The sequence below is a fragment of the Amycolatopsis sp. NPDC114504 genome (assembly GCF_055633595.1).
In genome coordinates this window covers 554132-570961 of record NZ_JBVKDU010000004.1, presented here as the reverse complement: position 1 = coordinate 570961, position 16830 = coordinate 554132, and the positions used below count along the sequence as shown (strand labels likewise).

Annotated in this window: 15 protein-coding genes; 5 read left to right on the top strand and 10 right to left on the bottom strand. The window is 72.2% G+C overall.

The features are described from left to right. The 10 genes from ACZ7PG_RS32330 to ACZ7PG_RS32285 all read right to left on the bottom strand — a co-directional run bounded on the left by ACZ7PG_RS32330 (position 1) and on the right by ACZ7PG_RS32285 (position 8917). Positions 1-2187: a putative baseplate assembly protein gene (locus tag ACZ7PG_RS32330; RefSeq protein WP_470242921.1), complete on the bottom strand. Its 2187-nt coding sequence runs from the start codon at positions 2185-2187 to the stop codon at positions 1-3. Beyond that, a complete protein-coding gene (locus ACZ7PG_RS32325) occupies positions 2184-2573 on the bottom strand; it encodes a GPW/gp25 family protein (RefSeq protein ID WP_470242920.1) in 390 nt (129 codons plus the stop codon). The genes ACZ7PG_RS32330 and ACZ7PG_RS32325 overlap by 4 nt, the downstream gene beginning before the upstream one ends. An 8-nt stretch (positions 2574-2581) precedes the next feature. After that, positions 2582-2953: a hypothetical protein gene (locus ACZ7PG_RS32320; protein ID WP_470242919.1), complete on the bottom strand. Its 372-nt coding sequence runs from the start codon at positions 2951-2953 to the stop codon at positions 2582-2584. Between the two features lie 9 nt (positions 2954-2962). Further along, positions 2963-4597, bottom strand: coding sequence for a phage baseplate assembly protein V (locus tag ACZ7PG_RS32315; protein ID WP_470242918.1), 1635 nt, complete (start codon positions 4595-4597; stop codon positions 2963-2965). Then, positions 4594-5325, bottom strand: a complete 732-nt coding sequence (locus ACZ7PG_RS32310) for a CIS tube protein (RefSeq protein WP_470242917.1) — start codon at positions 5323-5325, stop codon at positions 4594-4596. The genes ACZ7PG_RS32315 and ACZ7PG_RS32310 overlap by 4 nt, the downstream gene beginning before the upstream one ends. Before the next feature lies 1 nt (position 5326). Next, entirely contained in the window at positions 5327-6217 is an 891-nt protein-coding gene (locus ACZ7PG_RS32305; RefSeq protein WP_470242916.1) for an eCIS core domain-containing protein, read from the bottom strand. A gap of 124 nt (positions 6218-6341) precedes the next feature. Continuing rightward, a complete protein-coding gene (locus ACZ7PG_RS32300; RefSeq protein ID WP_470242915.1) occupies positions 6342-6719 on the bottom strand; it encodes a hypothetical protein in 378 nt (125 codons plus the stop codon). Then, on the bottom strand, positions 6719-7159 hold the full coding sequence (locus tag ACZ7PG_RS32295; RefSeq protein ID WP_470242914.1) for a phage tail protein: 441 nt from the start codon (positions 7157-7159) through the stop codon (positions 6719-6721). Before ACZ7PG_RS32295 ends, ACZ7PG_RS32300 begins: the two co-directional genes overlap by 1 nt. Positions 7160-7171: 12 nt before the next feature. Then, a complete protein-coding gene (locus tag ACZ7PG_RS32290; RefSeq protein WP_470242913.1) occupies positions 7172-8317 on the bottom strand; it encodes a phage tail sheath family protein in 1146 nt (381 codons plus the stop codon). A 15-nt stretch (positions 8318-8332) separates the two neighbouring features. Then, positions 8333-8917: a Pvc16 family protein gene (locus ACZ7PG_RS32285; protein ID WP_470242912.1), complete on the bottom strand. Its 585-nt coding sequence runs from the start codon at positions 8915-8917 to the stop codon at positions 8333-8335. A gap of 79 nt (positions 8918-8996) precedes the next feature. On the opposite strand from ACZ7PG_RS32285, the gene ACZ7PG_RS32280 reads away from it, so the two are divergent. The 5 genes from ACZ7PG_RS32280 to ACZ7PG_RS32260 all read left to right on the top strand — a co-directional run bounded on the left by ACZ7PG_RS32280 (position 8997) and on the right by ACZ7PG_RS32260 (position 16810). Further along, on the top strand, positions 8997-11057 hold the full coding sequence (locus ACZ7PG_RS32280) for an AAA family ATPase (RefSeq protein WP_470242911.1): 2061 nt from the start codon (positions 8997-8999) through the stop codon (positions 11055-11057). 197 nt (positions 11058-11254) lie between these two features. Further along, positions 11255-12457 carry an ROK family transcriptional regulator gene (locus tag ACZ7PG_RS32275; RefSeq protein WP_470242910.1) on the top strand — a complete coding sequence of 401 codons (1203 nt, stop codon included), beginning with the start codon at positions 11255-11257 and terminating at the stop codon, positions 12455-12457. A 674-nt stretch (positions 12458-13131) separates the two neighbouring features. Continuing rightward, on the top strand, positions 13132-14316 hold the full coding sequence (locus ACZ7PG_RS32270; protein ID WP_470242909.1) for an ROK family protein: 1185 nt from the start codon (positions 13132-13134) through the stop codon (positions 14314-14316). Continuing rightward, positions 14313-15815: a sugar ABC transporter ATP-binding protein gene (locus tag ACZ7PG_RS32265; RefSeq protein WP_470242908.1), complete on the top strand. Its 1503-nt coding sequence runs from the start codon at positions 14313-14315 to the stop codon at positions 15813-15815. The genes ACZ7PG_RS32270 and ACZ7PG_RS32265 overlap by 4 nt, the downstream gene beginning before the upstream one ends. Beyond that, positions 15812-16810, top strand: a complete 999-nt coding sequence (locus ACZ7PG_RS32260; RefSeq protein ID WP_470242907.1) for an ABC transporter permease — start codon at positions 15812-15814, stop codon at positions 16808-16810. Before ACZ7PG_RS32265 ends, ACZ7PG_RS32260 begins: the two co-directional genes overlap by 4 nt. The last annotated feature ends 20 nt before the right edge of the window (positions 16811-16830 follow it).

Below are 16830 nucleotides of genomic sequence, written 5' to 3'. Positions count from 1 at the left end.
TCAGCTCGACGCGAGGATGACGGTGATGGTGTGGAGGTTGTCGGCGGCCGGGCAGACGAGCTCGTAGTCCGCGACGCGGACGGCGGCGCCGTAGTCCGACAGCGCGAAGGGCCGTTCGAGGTTGCTCCAGTTGCCCGGCGTGCCCGCCGGGTTGAGCGGCGGCAGGTGGTACACCGGGATGTCCGGCTTGACCAGCAGGCTGGAGAGGAACGCGGTGTCCTCCGGCGGCGTGATCGCGCGGAACAGGTCGGAGACGACCACCGGCTGCCCGACCTGCCAGCCCCGGCCGTCCTTGCCGCCGCGCGCCGGGTGCAGGAACGCCTTGATCTTGTCCAGCATGTCGGCCTTGACCTTGTTCTGGTCGGCGGTCGAGGTCGGGGCCTGCGGGAAGAACGTGACGTCCGCCTTGACGATGATCGGCAGGTACCGGGGGCCGACGACGGTCAGGCGCGCGGACAGGTCCCGGCGCGCGTCGAGGTAGGTCTGGATCTCCCGGACGAGGTCCGGCGTCGGCGCCGGCTGGGACACGGCGGACCCCTGGTCGGGCACCACGACCAGGTTCACCGTGCCGGGCGCCCGGCTGATCCCGGCGAACGCCCAGGGATCGCCCTTCTTCCAGGCGTTGCCCGCCCCGTCGGCGTCCTGCAGCCGCGGCGGCAGGGCCCGCACGATCACGACGTCCGTAGTGGCCTCGGCGGCCAGGAACTCGTAGTCCTCGGCGGTGACCGCGCGGTCGCGGACCTTGAGGGCGTCCGGGGCGCGGCGCAGGGTGTCGTCGAGGGCCTCCTCGTCCGAGCCGTCGAGGCCGGGGCCGAGGTTGGTCACGGCGGTGATCCCGGCCGGGAGCCCGCCGCCGGGCGTGGGCCCGAGGATGGTCACCTGGCCGGGCGCCACGTTGCCGGACACCCCGCCCGCCACGTACTTGTAGGACAGCGCGCGGACCTGGCTGCCCGCCGGGGGAACCGTGCCGTGGCCGGTCTTGGCCTGCTCGTCGTAGCTGCCGAAGCTGACCTCGGCGGTGACCGGGTCGACCCGGTAGACCTGGCCGGGCCCGGGCGGCAGGTCCGGGACGGCCGTCCACGTCTGCCACACCGGTGGCTTGCCGACGCCGACCTGGACCGCGAGGTGGTCGTACGGCGTGATGGTGTCCGGGCGCCGGAACAGCGGTCGGTGGGCCAATCCGAAGATCTGGAACGGCTGGCCGGTGCTCTGCCCGAGCGGTTCGGGCGTGGCGATCGTCAGGGCGTTGTGGGCGCCGGCGGCGTTGAAGAGCACGCGGTCGATCCCGATGGTCAGCGGCGTCGTCTTCGTGTTGGCCAGGCGCAGGCCGACCCAGAACCGCGGGGTGGTGAGCGTCTGGGCCGCGTCGCGGGCGGTGACCGTCGTCCAGCCCGGCCCGCCCGCGGCGGTGCTCGGGCGCTGGGCGGCCCAGTCGGTGGGGACCTTCAGGCGCACCGTGCCGTCGTGCCGCAGCGACTCGGTCGCGTCGGCCGCACCCGGGATCGCCGTCCAGGCCAGCGGTTCCGCGGTGCCCTTGGCGTACACCCAGGACGCGGTGAGCTGGGTCGCGTCGGCCGACGGCCGGTACAACCGCAGGCGCAGCACCAGGTCCTGGGTGGTGGCCTGGTCGAAGCCGAAGCACACCTGCGCGGACTGGGTGCCCTGCAGGGTGAGCGGGAGCTTGGCCGCGGGCGGCCCGACGAGCGCGGCCCCGGCGACGTCGTACTGCGCCGTCGCGGCGCCGGTCGTGTACGGGCCGACGACGAGCGCGTCGGCGAGCGAGATCGGCAGGACCGCGACGTCCTCGTCGGTTTCGAACACGACCGGCTGCTGGTCCTGCGACGCCGCCGTCTGCGCCTTGGTCCCCGCCGGGACCGTGACCGCGCCCGCGCCGGAGGTGAACGTCAGGAACGTCGACGCCGGCGTGGCCGGGTCCCGGGTAGTGCCGAGCAGGCCGAGGAAGGCGAGGAAGTTCTTCTCGGGCGTCCGGTTGAGCCGGTAGATGATCCCCTCGCCGAGCCAGGCGAACAGCTCGATCAGCGTGACGCCGAGGTCGCTGGGGTTGTGGTCCGTCCACTGGGGAGCGTACTTCGGGATGAGGGCGCGCATCTCGTCGACGAGGTCCTGCCAGGTCCGGTCGTCGAGGTCGGGCGGGACGACGCGGCCGCGGTCAACGGGCTGGGTCACTGCGGACGCTCCAGGTAGAAGGGGTAGATGAGGTTGCGGACGTCCTGCGTGCCGCGCAGCCGGTAGCTGATGGTGATCACGAGGGTGCCGCCGGCGTTGTCGTTGGCCACGGCGACGTCGAGCACGTCGATGCGCGGCTCGGACTGCGCGAGCCCCTCCGCGACGTAGTAGCGGGCCAGGTTCGCCGTGGCGACGTTGTTCGGTGCGAAGGCCAGGCTCCGCAGGTTGCAGCCGAAGCGGGGCCGCATGAGGCGTTCGCCGTACTGCGTGCCCAGCACGACGTGGATCGACTCCTCGACCTTCGCCGCGCCCGCCGACTCGCTGATCCCGGCGACGCCCAGCCGGAGCGGGAACGTCATGCCCCGTCCCTGGAAGTCGGTGCTCATGGTTCCCCCTAGACGCTGGTGAGCTTCGTCTGGCCGGCGACGGCGGCCAGCAGCAGCTGCGGCGTCGTCCCGGCGAGCGTGCCGTCGGTGCTGCCCTTCAAGGTCGTGTCGAGCACGACCGGTTTGCCGCCGACGGTCAGCTTCGTGGCGGTCCCGGCGGTGACGGTGGCGACCTTCGTGCACTTGATGTTGCTCTGGGACACGACGATCCCGCACGTGAGCGGGACGAGCGGCTTGTCCAGGATGCTGTCGGGCAGCAGCACCGGCGCGCCTTTCACCCGCAGCTTGGCGGTGCTCTGCACCTGCACGATCCCGCTGCCGGGCGGCGGTGGCAGGTGACCGCACCCGACGGTGCTGTTCGTGGTCAAGACGTTCGGCACGGCCCCTCCTCAGGTGACGTCGACACGGGTGGCGTCCATGGTGATCTTGGTGGCCCCCTGGGCGGCTTCCAGGCTGATCGAGCCGCCGGCCTTGAGGGTGAGGTTCTGGACGGCGCTGATGGTGATCGAGCCGTCGACGGCGTTGAGCGTCACGGCGCTGCCCCGGCCGTCCTCGACGACGAGCTTCCCGAGCTCGGCGGTGTCGTCGAAGGTGATCGTGTGCCCGGCCCGGCTCTTGATCACCTTCTTGCTGTTCTTGCCGTCCATATTGGACGCCGGTGGCCGCGACGTGGCGTTCCACAGCCTGCCGATCACGTACGGCCCGGCGAGGTCGCCGCCGGCGAAGGCGACGAGGACCTGCTCGCCCTTCTCCGGCAGCGCGTAGAACCCGGTGCCGCTGCCCGCCATCGGCGCGGCGCACGGCGCCCACGCGCTGACGACCTGGTCCCCGAGGCTCGGGTACCGCACCTTGACCCGCCCGAACGGCACCTTCGCCGACGCGATTTCGTGGTTGTCCACGACTTCGGCGACGAGCACCCCGGTCTGCGGCGGCTCCTTGTCCGGCGGCGGCTCGGCGAGGTGCTTGCGCAGCATGCCGAGCAGGCTCGCGTGCGCGTTCTGCGCGATCTCGAACGTCGTCCGGAAGCCGGCTTCGCCGAGCACGTGGTGCACCTTGCGCACCCGGTAGGTCCCGCTGAACCGCTTGCCGACGCCCTCGATCGCGATGTGGTCGCCGGCGGCGAGCTCGGGAATCCCCACGCACGTGCCGGTTCCCTCGTACAGCCCGTCCAGCAGCTGGGCCAGCAGGGACTTCGCCAGCCGCATCGCGTCGAACGGGTTGTCCGCCTTGCCCTGGCGGATCCCGGTGCGCGCCAGCGACGTCAGCAGGTCCATCGCCGCCGAGCCCGCCTTCTCCTCGAGGTCGTCGAGGTCGAAGTCCATCGCGAGCGCGATGCCGAAGATGCTCTGCGCGAGCTCCTGGTTGTAGTCGCGGATGATCTGCAGCCCGGCGAGCCCCGACGCGGAGATCCGCGGCGAGAAGCTGGACAGGTTGCGGCCCCACTCCAGGACGTGCGCGGCGGTCGCCGGGCGCGGGAACTGGAAGTGCAGCCGGTCCCACTCCACGTAGACGTCGAAGAAGTACTGCTCGGCACGGCTCTTCAGGAACGCCATGTCCGACGTCGTCTGCGTGATCGGCTCCAGGAACGGGGGAGTCGGGTCGACCACGGGCACCAGGCCGTTCTCCGCCGCGATCCGCGCCGCGACGATGCTGTCCGATGTCGCGGAGTAGGTGGTCGGCTCGGGCTGGGACCGGCGCAGGCGGTACGACTTGTCGGCGCCCGAGATCACCACGACCGGCCCGCCGTCGGCCGGGAACTCCGGCTCGATGGCGGTGATCTCGCCCAGGAACGCGGGGTGCAGGTCGTTGCCGTAGCCCAGGTGGATCTCGACGGTCTTGCCGAGGTCGAACAGCGCCGAGTCGAGCAGGGCGTTGTCCGGGTTGCGCAAGGTGAGCGAGAACTTGCCGGCGACGTCGAGGTTCGTCTCGACCGACACCTGCTGCACCTGGCCGCTGACGTCGGCGGCCATCGTCACCCCGGAGACCCGGACGGCGAAGCGGGGTGCGAAGAACGGTTCGCTCACGGCCGGCCCCCGCCCGGGATGACCAGCTGCGTGCCGGGCGGCAGGTCGAACGGGTCGTCCATGGCGTTGGCCCGCGCGATGTCCCGCCACCGGCCGGCGTCGCCGAGGAAGAGCGCCGCGAGCCCGCTGAGGGTCTCGCCGCGCAGCGTGACGTGCACGCTCGGCGTCCCGGACAGCAGCGAACCGGCGGCGCTCACCGCCGTGTTCACCGCGGCCGAGACCGTCGGTGAGCCGAAGAAGACGCCGCGTTCGATGCGCATGTCGACGCGGACGTACTCCTGCAGCCGCACCGACAGCGTCGAGCGCACCGGCGTGCCGTCGCGCTGGAACATGGTGAACGTCTGCCCGGCGTCGACCAGCACGCACTGGAACTGGAACCGGCCCATCGAGAACAGCAGGATCGGCGGGGCCTGCGTCCGCGGGGACTTGTCCAGCAGCCCGACGATCGGGGCCGTGTGCACGCGCACGTCGGCACCGGTTTCGTAGGTGTCGAAGAACAGGTCCATCGTCACCGCCCGCGCCTTGCCGCGCAGGTACTGCACCGGCGGCGCGTTCAGGCCCGGGATGCCGACCTCGGCGAAGTTGTTGCCCTGCTCCAGCTTGAACTGCTCCGGGTTGTACATCACGGGGAAGCGGTCGCCGGTCGTGGTGTTGACGAGCAGGGCCTTGGCCAGCTCGTTGCTCGTCGGCGGCGCCGGTCGCCGGGCCCCGAAAGCCGGTTGGGTCATGTCAGGCTCCCCGCTCGAACTCGTCACGCAGCTGGCGCTTCAGGTCCCGCACGATCCCCTCGCGCAGCGCGTCGACGTCGAACGGCGGCGCCGCGGGCGACCCCGGCGGCTCGATGGGCCGGTCGACCGCCGCCGTCATCGGCCGCGCCGCCGGGGTCGCCGGGGGTGCCGCCGCTGCCGCCGGTGGCGTGCCGCCGGGCGCCGGGAACGCCGCCGGCGCCGCGGGGGAGTGGCCGGCGAAGCGAGGCGGTTGCGCCCCCGGAGCCGCGGTCATGGAGTGGGGTGCGGCGGGCCACGCCTCGACGGCCGGGGGCCGGTCCGCCACGACGGCCGTCTCCCGGGCCAGGGCGAGGTCTTCCTCGGCCGCGGTCGCGGGCCCGGTGGCCTGCCGCCACGACGCGCCCGGCCGCGTCCGCTCCACGACGTGCGTGGCCTCGTGGACCAGCAGCCCGAACCCGCGCGGCTCGCGGGGGTCCAGCCGTCCCTCCCGGAAGTACACGTCCCGGCCGACCGTCACCGCGTCCGCCCGGTGCGCCACGGCCGTCTCGTGCGCCGCTTCGTCGTCGTGCACCCGCATGGCCTCGACGCCGGGCCCGACGACCGAGCGCAGCCGCGAGACCACATCGCCCGGGAGCTCCCGACCTGACGGCGCCGACGGCGGCTCCACCCCGAAGGAGTCGTCCTCCGGCCACTCCGGTCCGGCTGCCTCGGCGTCGGCCACTTCGGCTTCGCGGCGGCCGAAGCGGCCGCCGTCCGGGGTGGGCAGCGCGCCCAGCCGGCCGGCGAGCACCTCGAACGGCGCGGCCCACGGCCGGGCGGGCAGGGAGCGCGCGGCGAACCGCCGGGCCTGCCGGTCCAGCCGCCGTCCGAGGGTGGGGAACTCTTCGCTCACGTCGTCACCGCCATTCCCGTTTCCCGCACCCAGCGTCGCCGCTCGGCGTGGTCGAGAGCCAACAATTCATCGAGGGTCCAGTGCACATTGCGGCCCAAAAAGGCTATCTCCCGGTAGACCCGGTTCAGGGGATAGCCGACGATCCCCCCAGGGGATCCACCGCCACTTCGTGCTCCTTTTCGCAATGCGGGCACACCGCCGCGATCGTTTTCGGCGTCAGTCCGTTGACCCGGTTGTACAGATCCTGCAGATAAGCCAGGTCCTCGGAGAAAAGCCCTTCGACGACCCCGGGATTGACCTCCGCGACACTGCCCAGTTTCGTGACCACGCGCGAAAGCAGCACGACGATCAGGTACGCCGGCCAGCTCCGCACCCGCGGGTCCTTGAGCGGGTAGATCTCGTCGGCCGCCGTCGCCAGCCGCATGGTGCCGGTCCGGTGCAGGTCGCCGGCGGCGTCGACGTACCCCTTGGGCAGCTCGAAGGCGAACTCCGTGACCAGCATCAGGCCCTCGTCACGCCTTCGTTGGCCAGCACCAGGGTGTCGATGGCGATGTCGTTGCCCTTGCCGGTGAAGGTCGGGCCCTCCCACTTGGTCGGCCAGGCGCTGACGAAGTTCCAGCGGACGACCTCGGTGTGGTTGGTCGTGTCGAACACCACGATGGACCCGTTCTTGCGGGTGACGATCCCGTCGGCGATCTGCTGGCGCCACTCCCACAGCTCGGTGGAGTCGGTCAGGCCCCATTTCAGCGTGATGTCGGCGTAGCTCGTCTTGCCCGGCAGCTTGCGCACGGTGGTGTTGTCGCCGCCTTCGCGCGTCTCGATGATCTCCGTCGTCGAGCCGAGCCCGCTGCAGTCGTGGAAACTGGCCTGCGCGATGCCCTCCAGCTCGACGAGGAAGTTGAAGTTGCGGTACGGATCGACGCGCTGTCCGGTCTGTGGCATGGCTGTTGTCTCCTAGCTTTCGTTCACCGAGGCGCCGCCGTCCCAGATGCCGATGCGCACGACGACGTATTCGGCGGGCCGGGTCGGCGCCATTCCGATCTCGACGACGACCTCGCCGAGGGCGCGCGTCGCGGGCGGGTTGAGCTCTTCGTCGATCTTCACGTAGAACGCCTCCGCGGCCGTGCGCCCGAACAGCGCGCCGGACTGCCACACCCGCGTCAGGAACTCGGTGATCGAGCGCTCGAGGCCTTTCCACAGGCCCGTGTTGTTCGGCTCGAACACCGCCCAGCGCAGGCCCGCGAGGAGGGAGTCCTCCACGAAGGAGAAGAGCCGGCGGACGTTCACGTACCGCCACGGCGTGCCGTCGGTCAGCGTCCGCGCGCCCCACACCAGCGGCGGCTGCCCGGGGAAGGCCCGCAGCGCGTTGATGTTCTTGGTGTTGAGCTGGTCCTGCTCGAGGTTGTTGAGCGGGTAGGCCAGGTCGATCGCGCCGCGGACCGGCTCGTTGGCCGGCGCCTTGTGCACCCCGCGCGTGTTGTCGCTGCGCGCCATGATGCCCGCGACGTGCCCGGACGGCGGCTTGGTCAGCGTGACCGTCGTCCCGGGCGCCGCCTGCGGGTCGGGGATCACGACCCACGGCCAGTACAGGCCCGCGAAGCCGTTCTTGGAAAGCAGGCCGCCGCGCTGTTTCTGCAGCGCGCCGTCGCTCTTCAACGGCGTCGTGTCCGGTGCGCCGTCGAGGATGGCGAACCGGTCGCCCATGGCCTCGCAGTGGGCGATCACCGTGGACTGCACGGCCGGGTCGACCACGCCGGGCAGCGCGACCAGGCTCACGTCCGGCCGGCGGGTCAGCTGGTCGAGCGCCGCCGGCAGCCCCGCCAGGTCCTTGATCGGGACGACGTAGGCGAAACCGCCGCCGTTCTCGAAGAAACCCCGCACGGCGTAGGGCAGGTTCAGGGTGGTGGCGAAGTCGCCGAACTGGCTGGTGTACCCGGTCCAGCTGGTGATCGGGACGGGAATGCCCAGCTTGTCGTTCGGCACGGTCGCGGCCACCGTGCCGATCAGGGCCGGGGTGCTCGTGCCGCTGCCGGCGATCGGGCCGGCCGGCGTGATCTCCTCGATGTACACACCGGGCGCTTTGGTCGAATAATCCACCATCTGTGAATCCTTTGCTCAACCTTGCTGTTTCAGGTTCAACCGCACGTCCTGCACGGCCGGGAACTGCTCTGGCGGCTCCGCCAGCGCCAGGGTGATCGTGGTGGTGAGCGAGAACGCCGGCCGCGGCGCGATGCCCAGCGCGGTCCAGAACTGGCCGCTGCTCTGGTCCTCCTTGAGCTGGGCGACCATGGTCGGCGGCGGGAACGGCTGCGGCGGGCTGGCCAGGCCGCCCCGGAGGAACCCGGCCCCGATGACCGGGAACCGGTTGAGCCACACCAGGGCCAGCCCGAGCAGCTTGTGCTCTTCCTGTGCCCGCAACGCTCCCGTCTTGGTCGACCACGTCGTGACCAGGTAGGTGCAGTCGACCCGGATCGGTGGGGCGGCGCGTTCGAAGTGGCCGTCGACCAGGCTCAGGATCGGCGCGTTCTCCCGCAGTGAATGGTTTTCCTGAGCCTCGTAGAAGAAGAGGTTGACCACCGCGTGCGCGGGTGCGAAATCTTTGTCCGGGGTTTCGAAACTGACGTCGGCGGCACGCAGATCCGCGGGCGCCGCCGGGTCTTTCAATACCGCCTGGAGGGTGGCGTCAAGGTCGTCGAACAAGACGTCTCACCGACCTTTCCCGTCGGGGAAGCTCATGGCACACTACGCATTCGTGAGTGCGTCCGAAGGGGGAATTCCGGTGACGGCACGGGGATATGCGGACTGCCGGGAACACCTGGCCGACGAATTGCGGCGGCTGGACCTGCTGATCCGGACGCGGCTGACGGCGGCGGACGCCGCGGCCGACCAGGTGAGCCGGGCGATGTACGTCACCCGGCAGGAGGTCGAGTCGCTGCTGGCCGGCGAGGCCGCCGACCCGGCGCCGGACCTCGCCGGGCTCGACGAGTTCACCGCTCAGGTGGCCGCGCGGGTCGAGGCGAGTGCCGGAGCGCTGCCGTTGCCGGAGCTCGGCCGGATCTTCGGCCTGTCCGCCCTCGAGCTCGACGCGGTGCTGGTCTGCCTGGCTCCCGAGGTGCGCCGCAAGTACGACCGGCTCTACGCGTACCTGCAGGACGACATCACCCGGCAGCGGCCGAGCGTCGACCTCGTGCTGGACCTCTTGTGCCCCACCGAGCGCGAGCGCTGGGCGGCCCGCGCGGTGTTCGCCGACGGTGCGCCGCTGGCGCGGTCCGGGATCCTGCGCCCGGTCGAGGACCCGCACAGTCCGTCCGGCTCGTCCGGCCTGAGCCGGTTCCTCGCGCTGGACCCGCAGATCACCGCGTTCCTGCTCGGCACCGCGCGGCTGGACGCCCGCCTGTCCGGGCACGCCCGGCTGTACCCGGCGGCCGACCTCGAGGCTGGTCCCGGCCCCGAGGCCGGCCTGGCCGACCGGATGGTGCGGTTGTGCGGGCACCGGCCGGTCGTCTTCTACCTGCACGGCCCGGCGGGGGCGGGCAAGCGGGCGCTGGCGATGCAGTGCGCCGGGCGGCTGGGCGTGCCGTTGGTCAGCGTCGAGGCCGCGAGCCTCGGCGAGGACGGCACCCTGCTTCCCTTGGCGTTGCGCGAAGGCCTGCTGCACGGCGCCGCCGTGCACGTCGCCGGAGCCGACGAGCTGAACCACGCGACGCTGATGCCGGCGCTGGCCGGGCACGGCGGTCTCGTGATCCTCTCCGGGGAGTCCGAGTGGCCGGCCGGGGACGACGTCGTCCCCCTCGCGGTGACCCTGCCGGATCTCGCGCGCAGCACGGCCATCTGGCGCGAAAGCCTGGCCGCGTGCACCCCGGACGCCGCGGCGTGGGCCGAAGAGCTGGCCGGGCGCTACCGGCTGCCCGCCGGCCGCATCCCGGCCGTGGTCCGGCTGGCCCGGGACAACCGGCTGATGGCGCCGGACCCGGGGCCGCTGCGCCTGGCCGACGTGTCCGCCGCCTGCCGGCAGCAGTCCGCCCGCACGCTCGGCGGCGTCGCGGTGAAGATGACGGTCGCCGCCGGCTGGGACGACCTGGTGCTGCCCGCCGACCAGGTGGCCGTCCTGCACGAGATCCGTGACCAGTTCGACCACCGGCACCAGGTGCTCGAGAGCTGGGGCTTCGGCGCGAAGCTGGCGCGGGGCAAGGGCCTGACCGCGTTGTTCAGCGGTCCGCCGGGCACCGGCAAGACGATGGCCGCCGAGGTGCTGGCCACCGACCTCGGCCTGGACGTGTACCAGGTGGACCTGTCCCAGGTCGTCAGCAAGTACATCGGCGAGACGGAGAAGAACCTCGCGAAGATCTTCGACGAGGCGCGCAGCGGGAACGCGATCCTGTTCTTCGACGAGGCGGACGCGCTGTTCGGCAAGCGCACTGAGGTGTCCGACGCCCACGACCGGTACGCCAACATCGAGACCAGCTACCTGCTGCAGAAGGTGGACGAGTACGACGGCGTGGTGATCCTGGCCAGCAACCTCCGGCAGAACCTGGACGAGGCGTTCACCCGCCGGCTGCGCTTCATCGTCGAGTTCCCGTTCCCGGAGGCCGACAGCCGGCGCCGCATCTGGCGGGCGGTCTTCCCGCCCGCGGCGCCGTTGGCCGCCGACGTGGACTTCGCCGAGCTGGCCGGGCACTTCACGATCGCCGGCGGCAACATCAAGAACATCGCCCTGAACGCCGCGTTCCTGGCCGCGGTCGACCAGAGCGAGATCGGTCGCCGGCACGTCCTGAGCGCCACCCGCCGCGAGTTCGAGAAGATGGGCAAGGTGTGGACGGAGCCCGTCCCGGCCGCCTGACGCCCCCGCCGTGTCCCACGCGGACATGCCGATCACCCCCTCCCGTCGATCCCTGGGTGTCACGCTGGCACGGGCCGTCGACAATCCGTCGACAGTCGTCGACGGCCCCTCGACAACACCGGCCCGACCAGGCACGTCCACTCGGGACCGACCGGCGTTCCCGGGAGGTCGGGCACCCACGCAGTAGGCTGAGGCGAATGAGCGCGGCATCCGGCACGGAGCACTCGATGGTCGAAACCCGGCACCAGACCCGGCTGCTCACCCTGTTGCGGGACGAGGGCCCGATGTCGCGGGTCGAGCTGGGGGAGCGGCTGGAGCTGCCGCGGGCCCGGGTCGGGGCCGAGGTGACCCGGCTCGGCGAGGTCGGGCTCGTCGAGACCGCGGGGCCGTCGGCCAGCCGCGGCGGGCGCCGCTCGACGCTGGTCCGGCTCGCGGGAGACCTGCGGGTGCTTTCGGTGGACGTCGGCGCGACGTCGGTCGGCGTGGCGGTCACCGACGCTTCGTGCGAGGTGCTCGCGCACGCCGTCGAGGACTGCGACGTCCGGCAGGGGCCGCACCCGGTGCTGCGGCGGGTCGCCGAGCTGGCGGCGAAGATCCGCGACGAGGCACCCGGCCGGCTGGTCGCGGCGGGCATCGGGCTGCCGGGGCCGGTGAGCTTCGCCGAGGGGATGGCGGTCGCCCCGCCGATCATGCCGGGCTGGGACCGGTTCAACGTGCGCGACCACCTGGGCGGGCTGTGGGGCTGCCCGGTCGCGGTGGACAACGACGTCAACGCGATGGCGCTGGGGGAGCGCCACGCCGGGGTCGCCCGCTCGACGGACGACCTGATGTTCGTCAAGATCGGCACGGGCATCGGCTGCGGAATAGTCCTCGGCGGCAAGGTGTACCGAGGGGTCGCGGGCACGGCGGGCGACATCGGGCACATCCGCCTGGACGACTTCGGCCCGACGTGCGCGTGCGGCGAGGTCGGCTGCCTGGAGGCGTATTTCGGCGGAGCGGCACTGGCCCGCGATGGCTTGGCCCTGGCCCGCAGCGGCCGTTCGGCCCACCTGGCCGAGGTGGCAACGGAGCGAGGAGCGGTAACGGCCCGCGACGTAGGCCGCGCGGCAGCGGCAGGAGACTTCGGCGCGGTCAACCTCATCCGCGACGGCGGCCGCCGGTTGGGTCAGGTGGTGGCGTCGCTGGTCAGCTTCTTGAACCCGGGGATGGTGGTGATCGGCGGCGGGGTGGCCCAGCTGGGGCACCAGCTGCTGGCCGAGGTCCGGGGAGCGGTCTACCGCCGGTCCCTGCCGTTGGCGACGGGGAACCTGCCGATCGTGCTGTCGGAGCTGGGCGAGACGGCCGGGGTGATCGGGGCTGCGTGGTCGGCGACGGATCGGGCGTTCACGTTGAGCAGCTGATCGGGTGGGCCGCTCGGCCTTGCCGCCCCCGCCTTGCCGCCCGCGTTGCCCGCCCGGGCTTGGCGATCGCCGCCCGCACGGTCGCGTTGCCCTGCCGCCCACTCGCCTGCGCTGCCTGCCGCCCGCTGCGGTGTTGCCGGCCGCCGCCTGCTCGCCCATGCCGCGCTGGGCCCCGCTCCGGGGCGCTGGTTGCGCCAGCCGCCGCCGACCGCCGCCCGCCTGCCGCACGGTCGCGCTGCTGTGCCGCCCACTCGCCCGGGCTGCCTGCCGCCCGCTGCGGTGTTGCCGACCGCCGCCGACCGCCCCGGCCCGCCGCGCTGCTGTGCCGCCCGCCTCGGCCGCCCGCTCCGCCCGGACGCTCCGCCCGGGGGCCCCCGCTCGCGCTGCCCTGCCGCCGCCGCAGTGCCGCCCGCCCGGCCGCGCAGGCAGCGTGCACCCCGCCGCGGCCGACCCACCCCTCTCACCCTCGGTTCCTGAACAACCCCTCCTCGTAACGCCAAAACCAGACAGACTTTTGCATCAAAAAACCGAAAGTCTGTCCGGTTTCGCACGTCTATCCGGGTGAAAAGCGGACGTATCGCGACGACATCACCTTGACGAGTGATGCATACCACCCTACTTTCGCTGCCGGAGAGACAAAGTCCGTTCAGTAGGCAGCACAAGTTGGGGGCACCGTGGCCGTCACCGGGACGAGGGGCGCCGAGCCGGCGAGCCCGCGTACGGCGAACCTGGCCGCCGTCCTGCGGGCGCTGCGCGCCGGACCTCTCTCGCGTACTCAGCTCGCGGCCCGCTGTGGGATCGCGAAGTCCGCCGTTCCCGGGCTGCTCACCGAGCTCGCCGGGCGCGGGCTGGTCCGGCCCGCCGGGGTCCTCCCCGGCAACGGGCGGCCGAGCCGGCTGGTCGAACTGCACGGCGAAGACACCTACGCCCTCGCCCTCAGCATCGAGGCCGATCGGCTTTCGGCGCTGGTCACCGACCTCTCCGGACGAGTGCTGGCCGAGCGGGCGGAGACCGTCGACGTCGCCGCGCTCGGGCTTCAGAGAGGCATGGACGAGCTCGCCCACCTCGCCCACCGGGTGCTGCCCGGCCCGCCCGTCGGGGTCGCGATCGCGGTGCCCGGGCTGGTCGACTCGGCCGCGGCCGTGCTGCGGCTGGCTCCCGCCCTGCGGTGGCGTGACGCCGAGATCGCCGGCCTGATGGCGGCCCGGCTGAACCTCCCGGCCGACGCCATCGCCGTCGACAACGACGCCAACCTCGGTGCGCTCGCCGAGTCGGCCGCCGGTGCCGGTGAGCTCTTCTACCTCAGCGGCGGCACCACCGTCGGGGGCGGGCTCGTCTCCGGCGGCGCCATCCTCCGCGGCGCGCGCGGGTTCGCGGGCGAGGTCGGGCACATCGCCGTCGACCCGTCCGGGGAACGCTGCTCGTGCGGCCGGACCGGCTGCCTCGAGACGAAGGCGAACCTGGCCGCCGTCCTGCGCGCCGCGGCACCTCCCGGTGACTCGCTGCACGATCCCGCCCTCGGCGTCGACGGCCGGGTCGCCCAGCTGCGGCAGCGCGTCCGGCAGGGTGACCGGCGCGCGGCCACCGCCGTCCACGACCTCGGCGTCGCCCTCGGCATCGCACTGTCCACTGTGGTCGACGTGCTCGACCCGGACGTCGTCGTCCTCGGTGGTTACTTCGCCGAGCTCGCGGACTGGCTGGTCGAACCGATCCGCGTCGAGCTCGCCGTCCGGCCGCTCGGCCACGCCCGGGTGGTGCCGTCCCGGCTCGGCCTGAAGGCCCCCTTGCGAGGCGCCGCGCACCTGGCCGCCGAGCGGCTCTTCGCGAACCCGACGCTGATCGAGGAGGCCTCGGTATGAGCTTGCTGTCCGTTCGCGGCATCGTGAAGACGTTCCCCGGCGTCCGCGCGCTCGACGGAGTCGACCTCGACGTCGAACCCGGCGAGGTGCACTGCCTGCTCGGGCAGAACGGCGCGGGGAAGTCGACGCTGATCAAGGTGCTCGCCGGGGCGCACCAGCCCGACGCGGGGGAGATCACCTGGCAGGGCGAGCCGGCGAGCCTCGGCACGCCGGTCGACGCGTTGCGCCTCGGCATCGCCACCATGTACCAGGAGCTCGACCTCGTCCCCGGGCTTTCGGTGGCGGACAACATCTTCCTCGGCCACGAACGCGCCCGCTTCGGGTTCACGCGGATCTCGCAGGCCCGCGACGAAGCCGCCCGGCTGATGGCCCGGCTGGGCCACCCGGACATCCGGCCGTGGCACGAGGTCGGCAAGCTCTCCGCCGCCGGCCAGCAGCTCGTGTCGATGGCCCGCGCGCTGGCCCACGACGCGCGGCTGCTCGTCATGGACGAGCCCACCGCCGCGCTGGCCGGCGAGGAGGTCGACAACCTCTTCCGCATCGTCGGCGAGCTGACCGCGGACGGCGTCGCGGTCGTCTACATCTCGCACCGGCTCGAGGAGCTGCGCCGGATCGGGCACCGGGTGACCGTGCTCAAGGACGGCCGGACCGTCGGCACCGGCCTCGACGCCGCCGCGACGCCGACCGCGGACCTGGTCGCGTTGATGGCCGGGCGCAAGGTCGAGACCGTCTTCGGGCCGCGCCACGACGGCCACGCCGACCGCACCAAGGAAGCACTCACGGTCGACGGGCTCTCCCGGGCCGGCGAGTTCGAGGACGTGAGCTTCACCGTCCACGCCGGCGAGGTCGTCGGCATCGCCGGGCTGGTCGGGTCCGGCCGCAGCGAACTGCTGGAGACGATCTTCGGTGCCCGCAAGGCCGACCGCGGAACCGTGGCGGTGCAGGGGAAACCGCTGAGCTCCGGCAACGTCCGGGCCGCCGTCCGGGCGGGCATCGGGCTGGCCCCGGAGGAGCGCAAGAGCCAGGGCCTCCTGCTCGACCTTTCGGTGGCGCACAACGTGACGCTCGCCAGTCTCGGCCGCTACTCGAAGCTCGGGTTCACCGAGCGCGCGAAGGAGCTGGACGACTCCGGCGCGAGCCTGCGGCGCCTCGACCTGCGGCCCGCCGACCCGCGGCGGATCGTCCGGACGCTCTCGGGCGGCAACCAGCAGAAGGCGGTGCTCGCGCGCTGGCTGGTCCGCGGCTGCAAGGTCCTGCTGCTCGACGAGCCCACACGCGGCGTCGACGTCGGCGCCCGGGCCGAGCTGTACCGCCTGATCGACGAGCTGGCCGCGACCGGCGTGGCGATCGTGCTGGTGTCCAGCGAGATCCCCGAGGTGCTCGGCCTGTCCGACCGGGTGCTGGTGCTGCGCGAGGGCCGCGTCCTCGCCGACCGGCCGTCCGCCGGCCTGACCGAGGCCGAAGTGCTCGACGTGATTCTGGAGGGGAGCGCGGCATGACCGAAACCCAAGCACCGCCACAGGAAGCGCTTCCCGTCGAACGGAGGCGGTTCGCCTTCCGGGCCGACCCGCGGCTGCTCGGCCTGGCCGGGGTGCTCGTCGTGCTGTGCCTGGTCGGGCAGTTCACCCGGCCGGAGCTGTTCTTCACCGAAAGCAACATCTCGACGATCCTGCGGCTGGCCGCGGCCATCGGCGTGGTCAGCGTCGGGATGACGTTCGTGATCATCAGCGGTGGCATCGACCTGTCCGTCGGCTCGATCGTCGCGCTGTCGAGCGTCTGGCTGACGACGCTGGCCACCCAGTCCTACGGGCCGTGGGTCATGGTCCTCTGTGGACTCGCGGTCGGCCTCGGCTGCGGGCTGGTCAACGGCGTGCTCGTCTCCTACGGCAAGGTCGTGCCGTTCATCGCGACGCTCGCGATGTACGTCTCGGCCCGCGGGCTCGCCGAACGGCTCAGCGGCCGCCGCACGCAGGTGGTCGGCGACCTGGACTTCCTCGCGTTCTTCCGCGGCGCCTTCCTCGGCATCCCGGCGTTGATCTGGATCTTCGCGCTGGTGTTCGCGGTCGGCTGGGTCGTGCTCAACCGCACCACTTTCGGCCGCCGGACTTTCGCGGTCGGCGGCAACATCGAGGCGTCCCGCCTGGCCGGCATCAACGTCAAGCGCCACCTCGCGCTCGTCTACGGCGTGGCCGGGCTGTGCTGCGGGATCGCCGCGCTGATGGTCGTCGCGCGGACGACGGCGGGCGCGTCCACCAACGGCATGTTCTACGAGCTCGACGCGATCGCGGCCGTCGTCATCGGCGGCACCCTGCTCACCGGCGGCCGCGGCTCGTTGATCGGCACCCTGATCGGCGTGCTGATCTTCACGGTGCTGTCCAACCTCTTCACGCTCAACAACCTGGACACCGACATCCAGAACATCGCCAAGGGCGTGATCATCGTGCTCGCCGTGCTCTTGCAGTTCCGGGCCAGGAAAGCCAGGACCGGGTCGTAGTAGTCACCACCGATGGAGGT

Bases quoted from the DNA above. Each gene is read 5' to 3' on its own strand.
- ACZ7PG_RS32325 (WP_470242920.1), bottom strand. From the start codon at position 2,573: ATGAGCACCGACTTCCAGGGACGGGGCATGACGTTCCCGCTCCGGCTG.
- ACZ7PG_RS32310 (WP_470242917.1), bottom strand. From the start codon at position 5,325: ATGACCCAACCGGCTTTCGGGGCCCGGCGACCGGCGCCGCCGACGAGC.
- ACZ7PG_RS32300 (WP_470242915.1), bottom strand. From the start codon at position 6,719: ATGCTGGTCACGGAGTTCGCCTTCGAGCTGCCCAAGGGGTACGTCGAC.
- ACZ7PG_RS32295 (WP_470242914.1), bottom strand. From the start codon at position 7,159: ATGCCACAGACCGGACAGCGCGTCGATCCGTACCGCAACTTCAACTTC.
- ACZ7PG_RS32290 (WP_470242913.1), bottom strand. From the start codon at position 8,317: ATGGTGGATTATTCGACCAAAGCGCCCGGTGTGTACATCGAGGAGATC.
- ACZ7PG_RS32275 (WP_470242910.1), top strand. From the start codon at position 11,255: ATGAGCGCGGCATCCGGCACGGAGCACTCGATGGTCGAAACCCGGCAC.
- ACZ7PG_RS32265 (WP_470242908.1), top strand. From the start codon at position 14,313: ATGAGCTTGCTGTCCGTTCGCGGCATCGTGAAGACGTTCCCCGGCGTC.
- ACZ7PG_RS32260 (WP_470242907.1), top strand. From the start codon at position 15,812: ATGACCGAAACCCAAGCACCGCCACAGGAAGCGCTTCCCGTCGAACGG.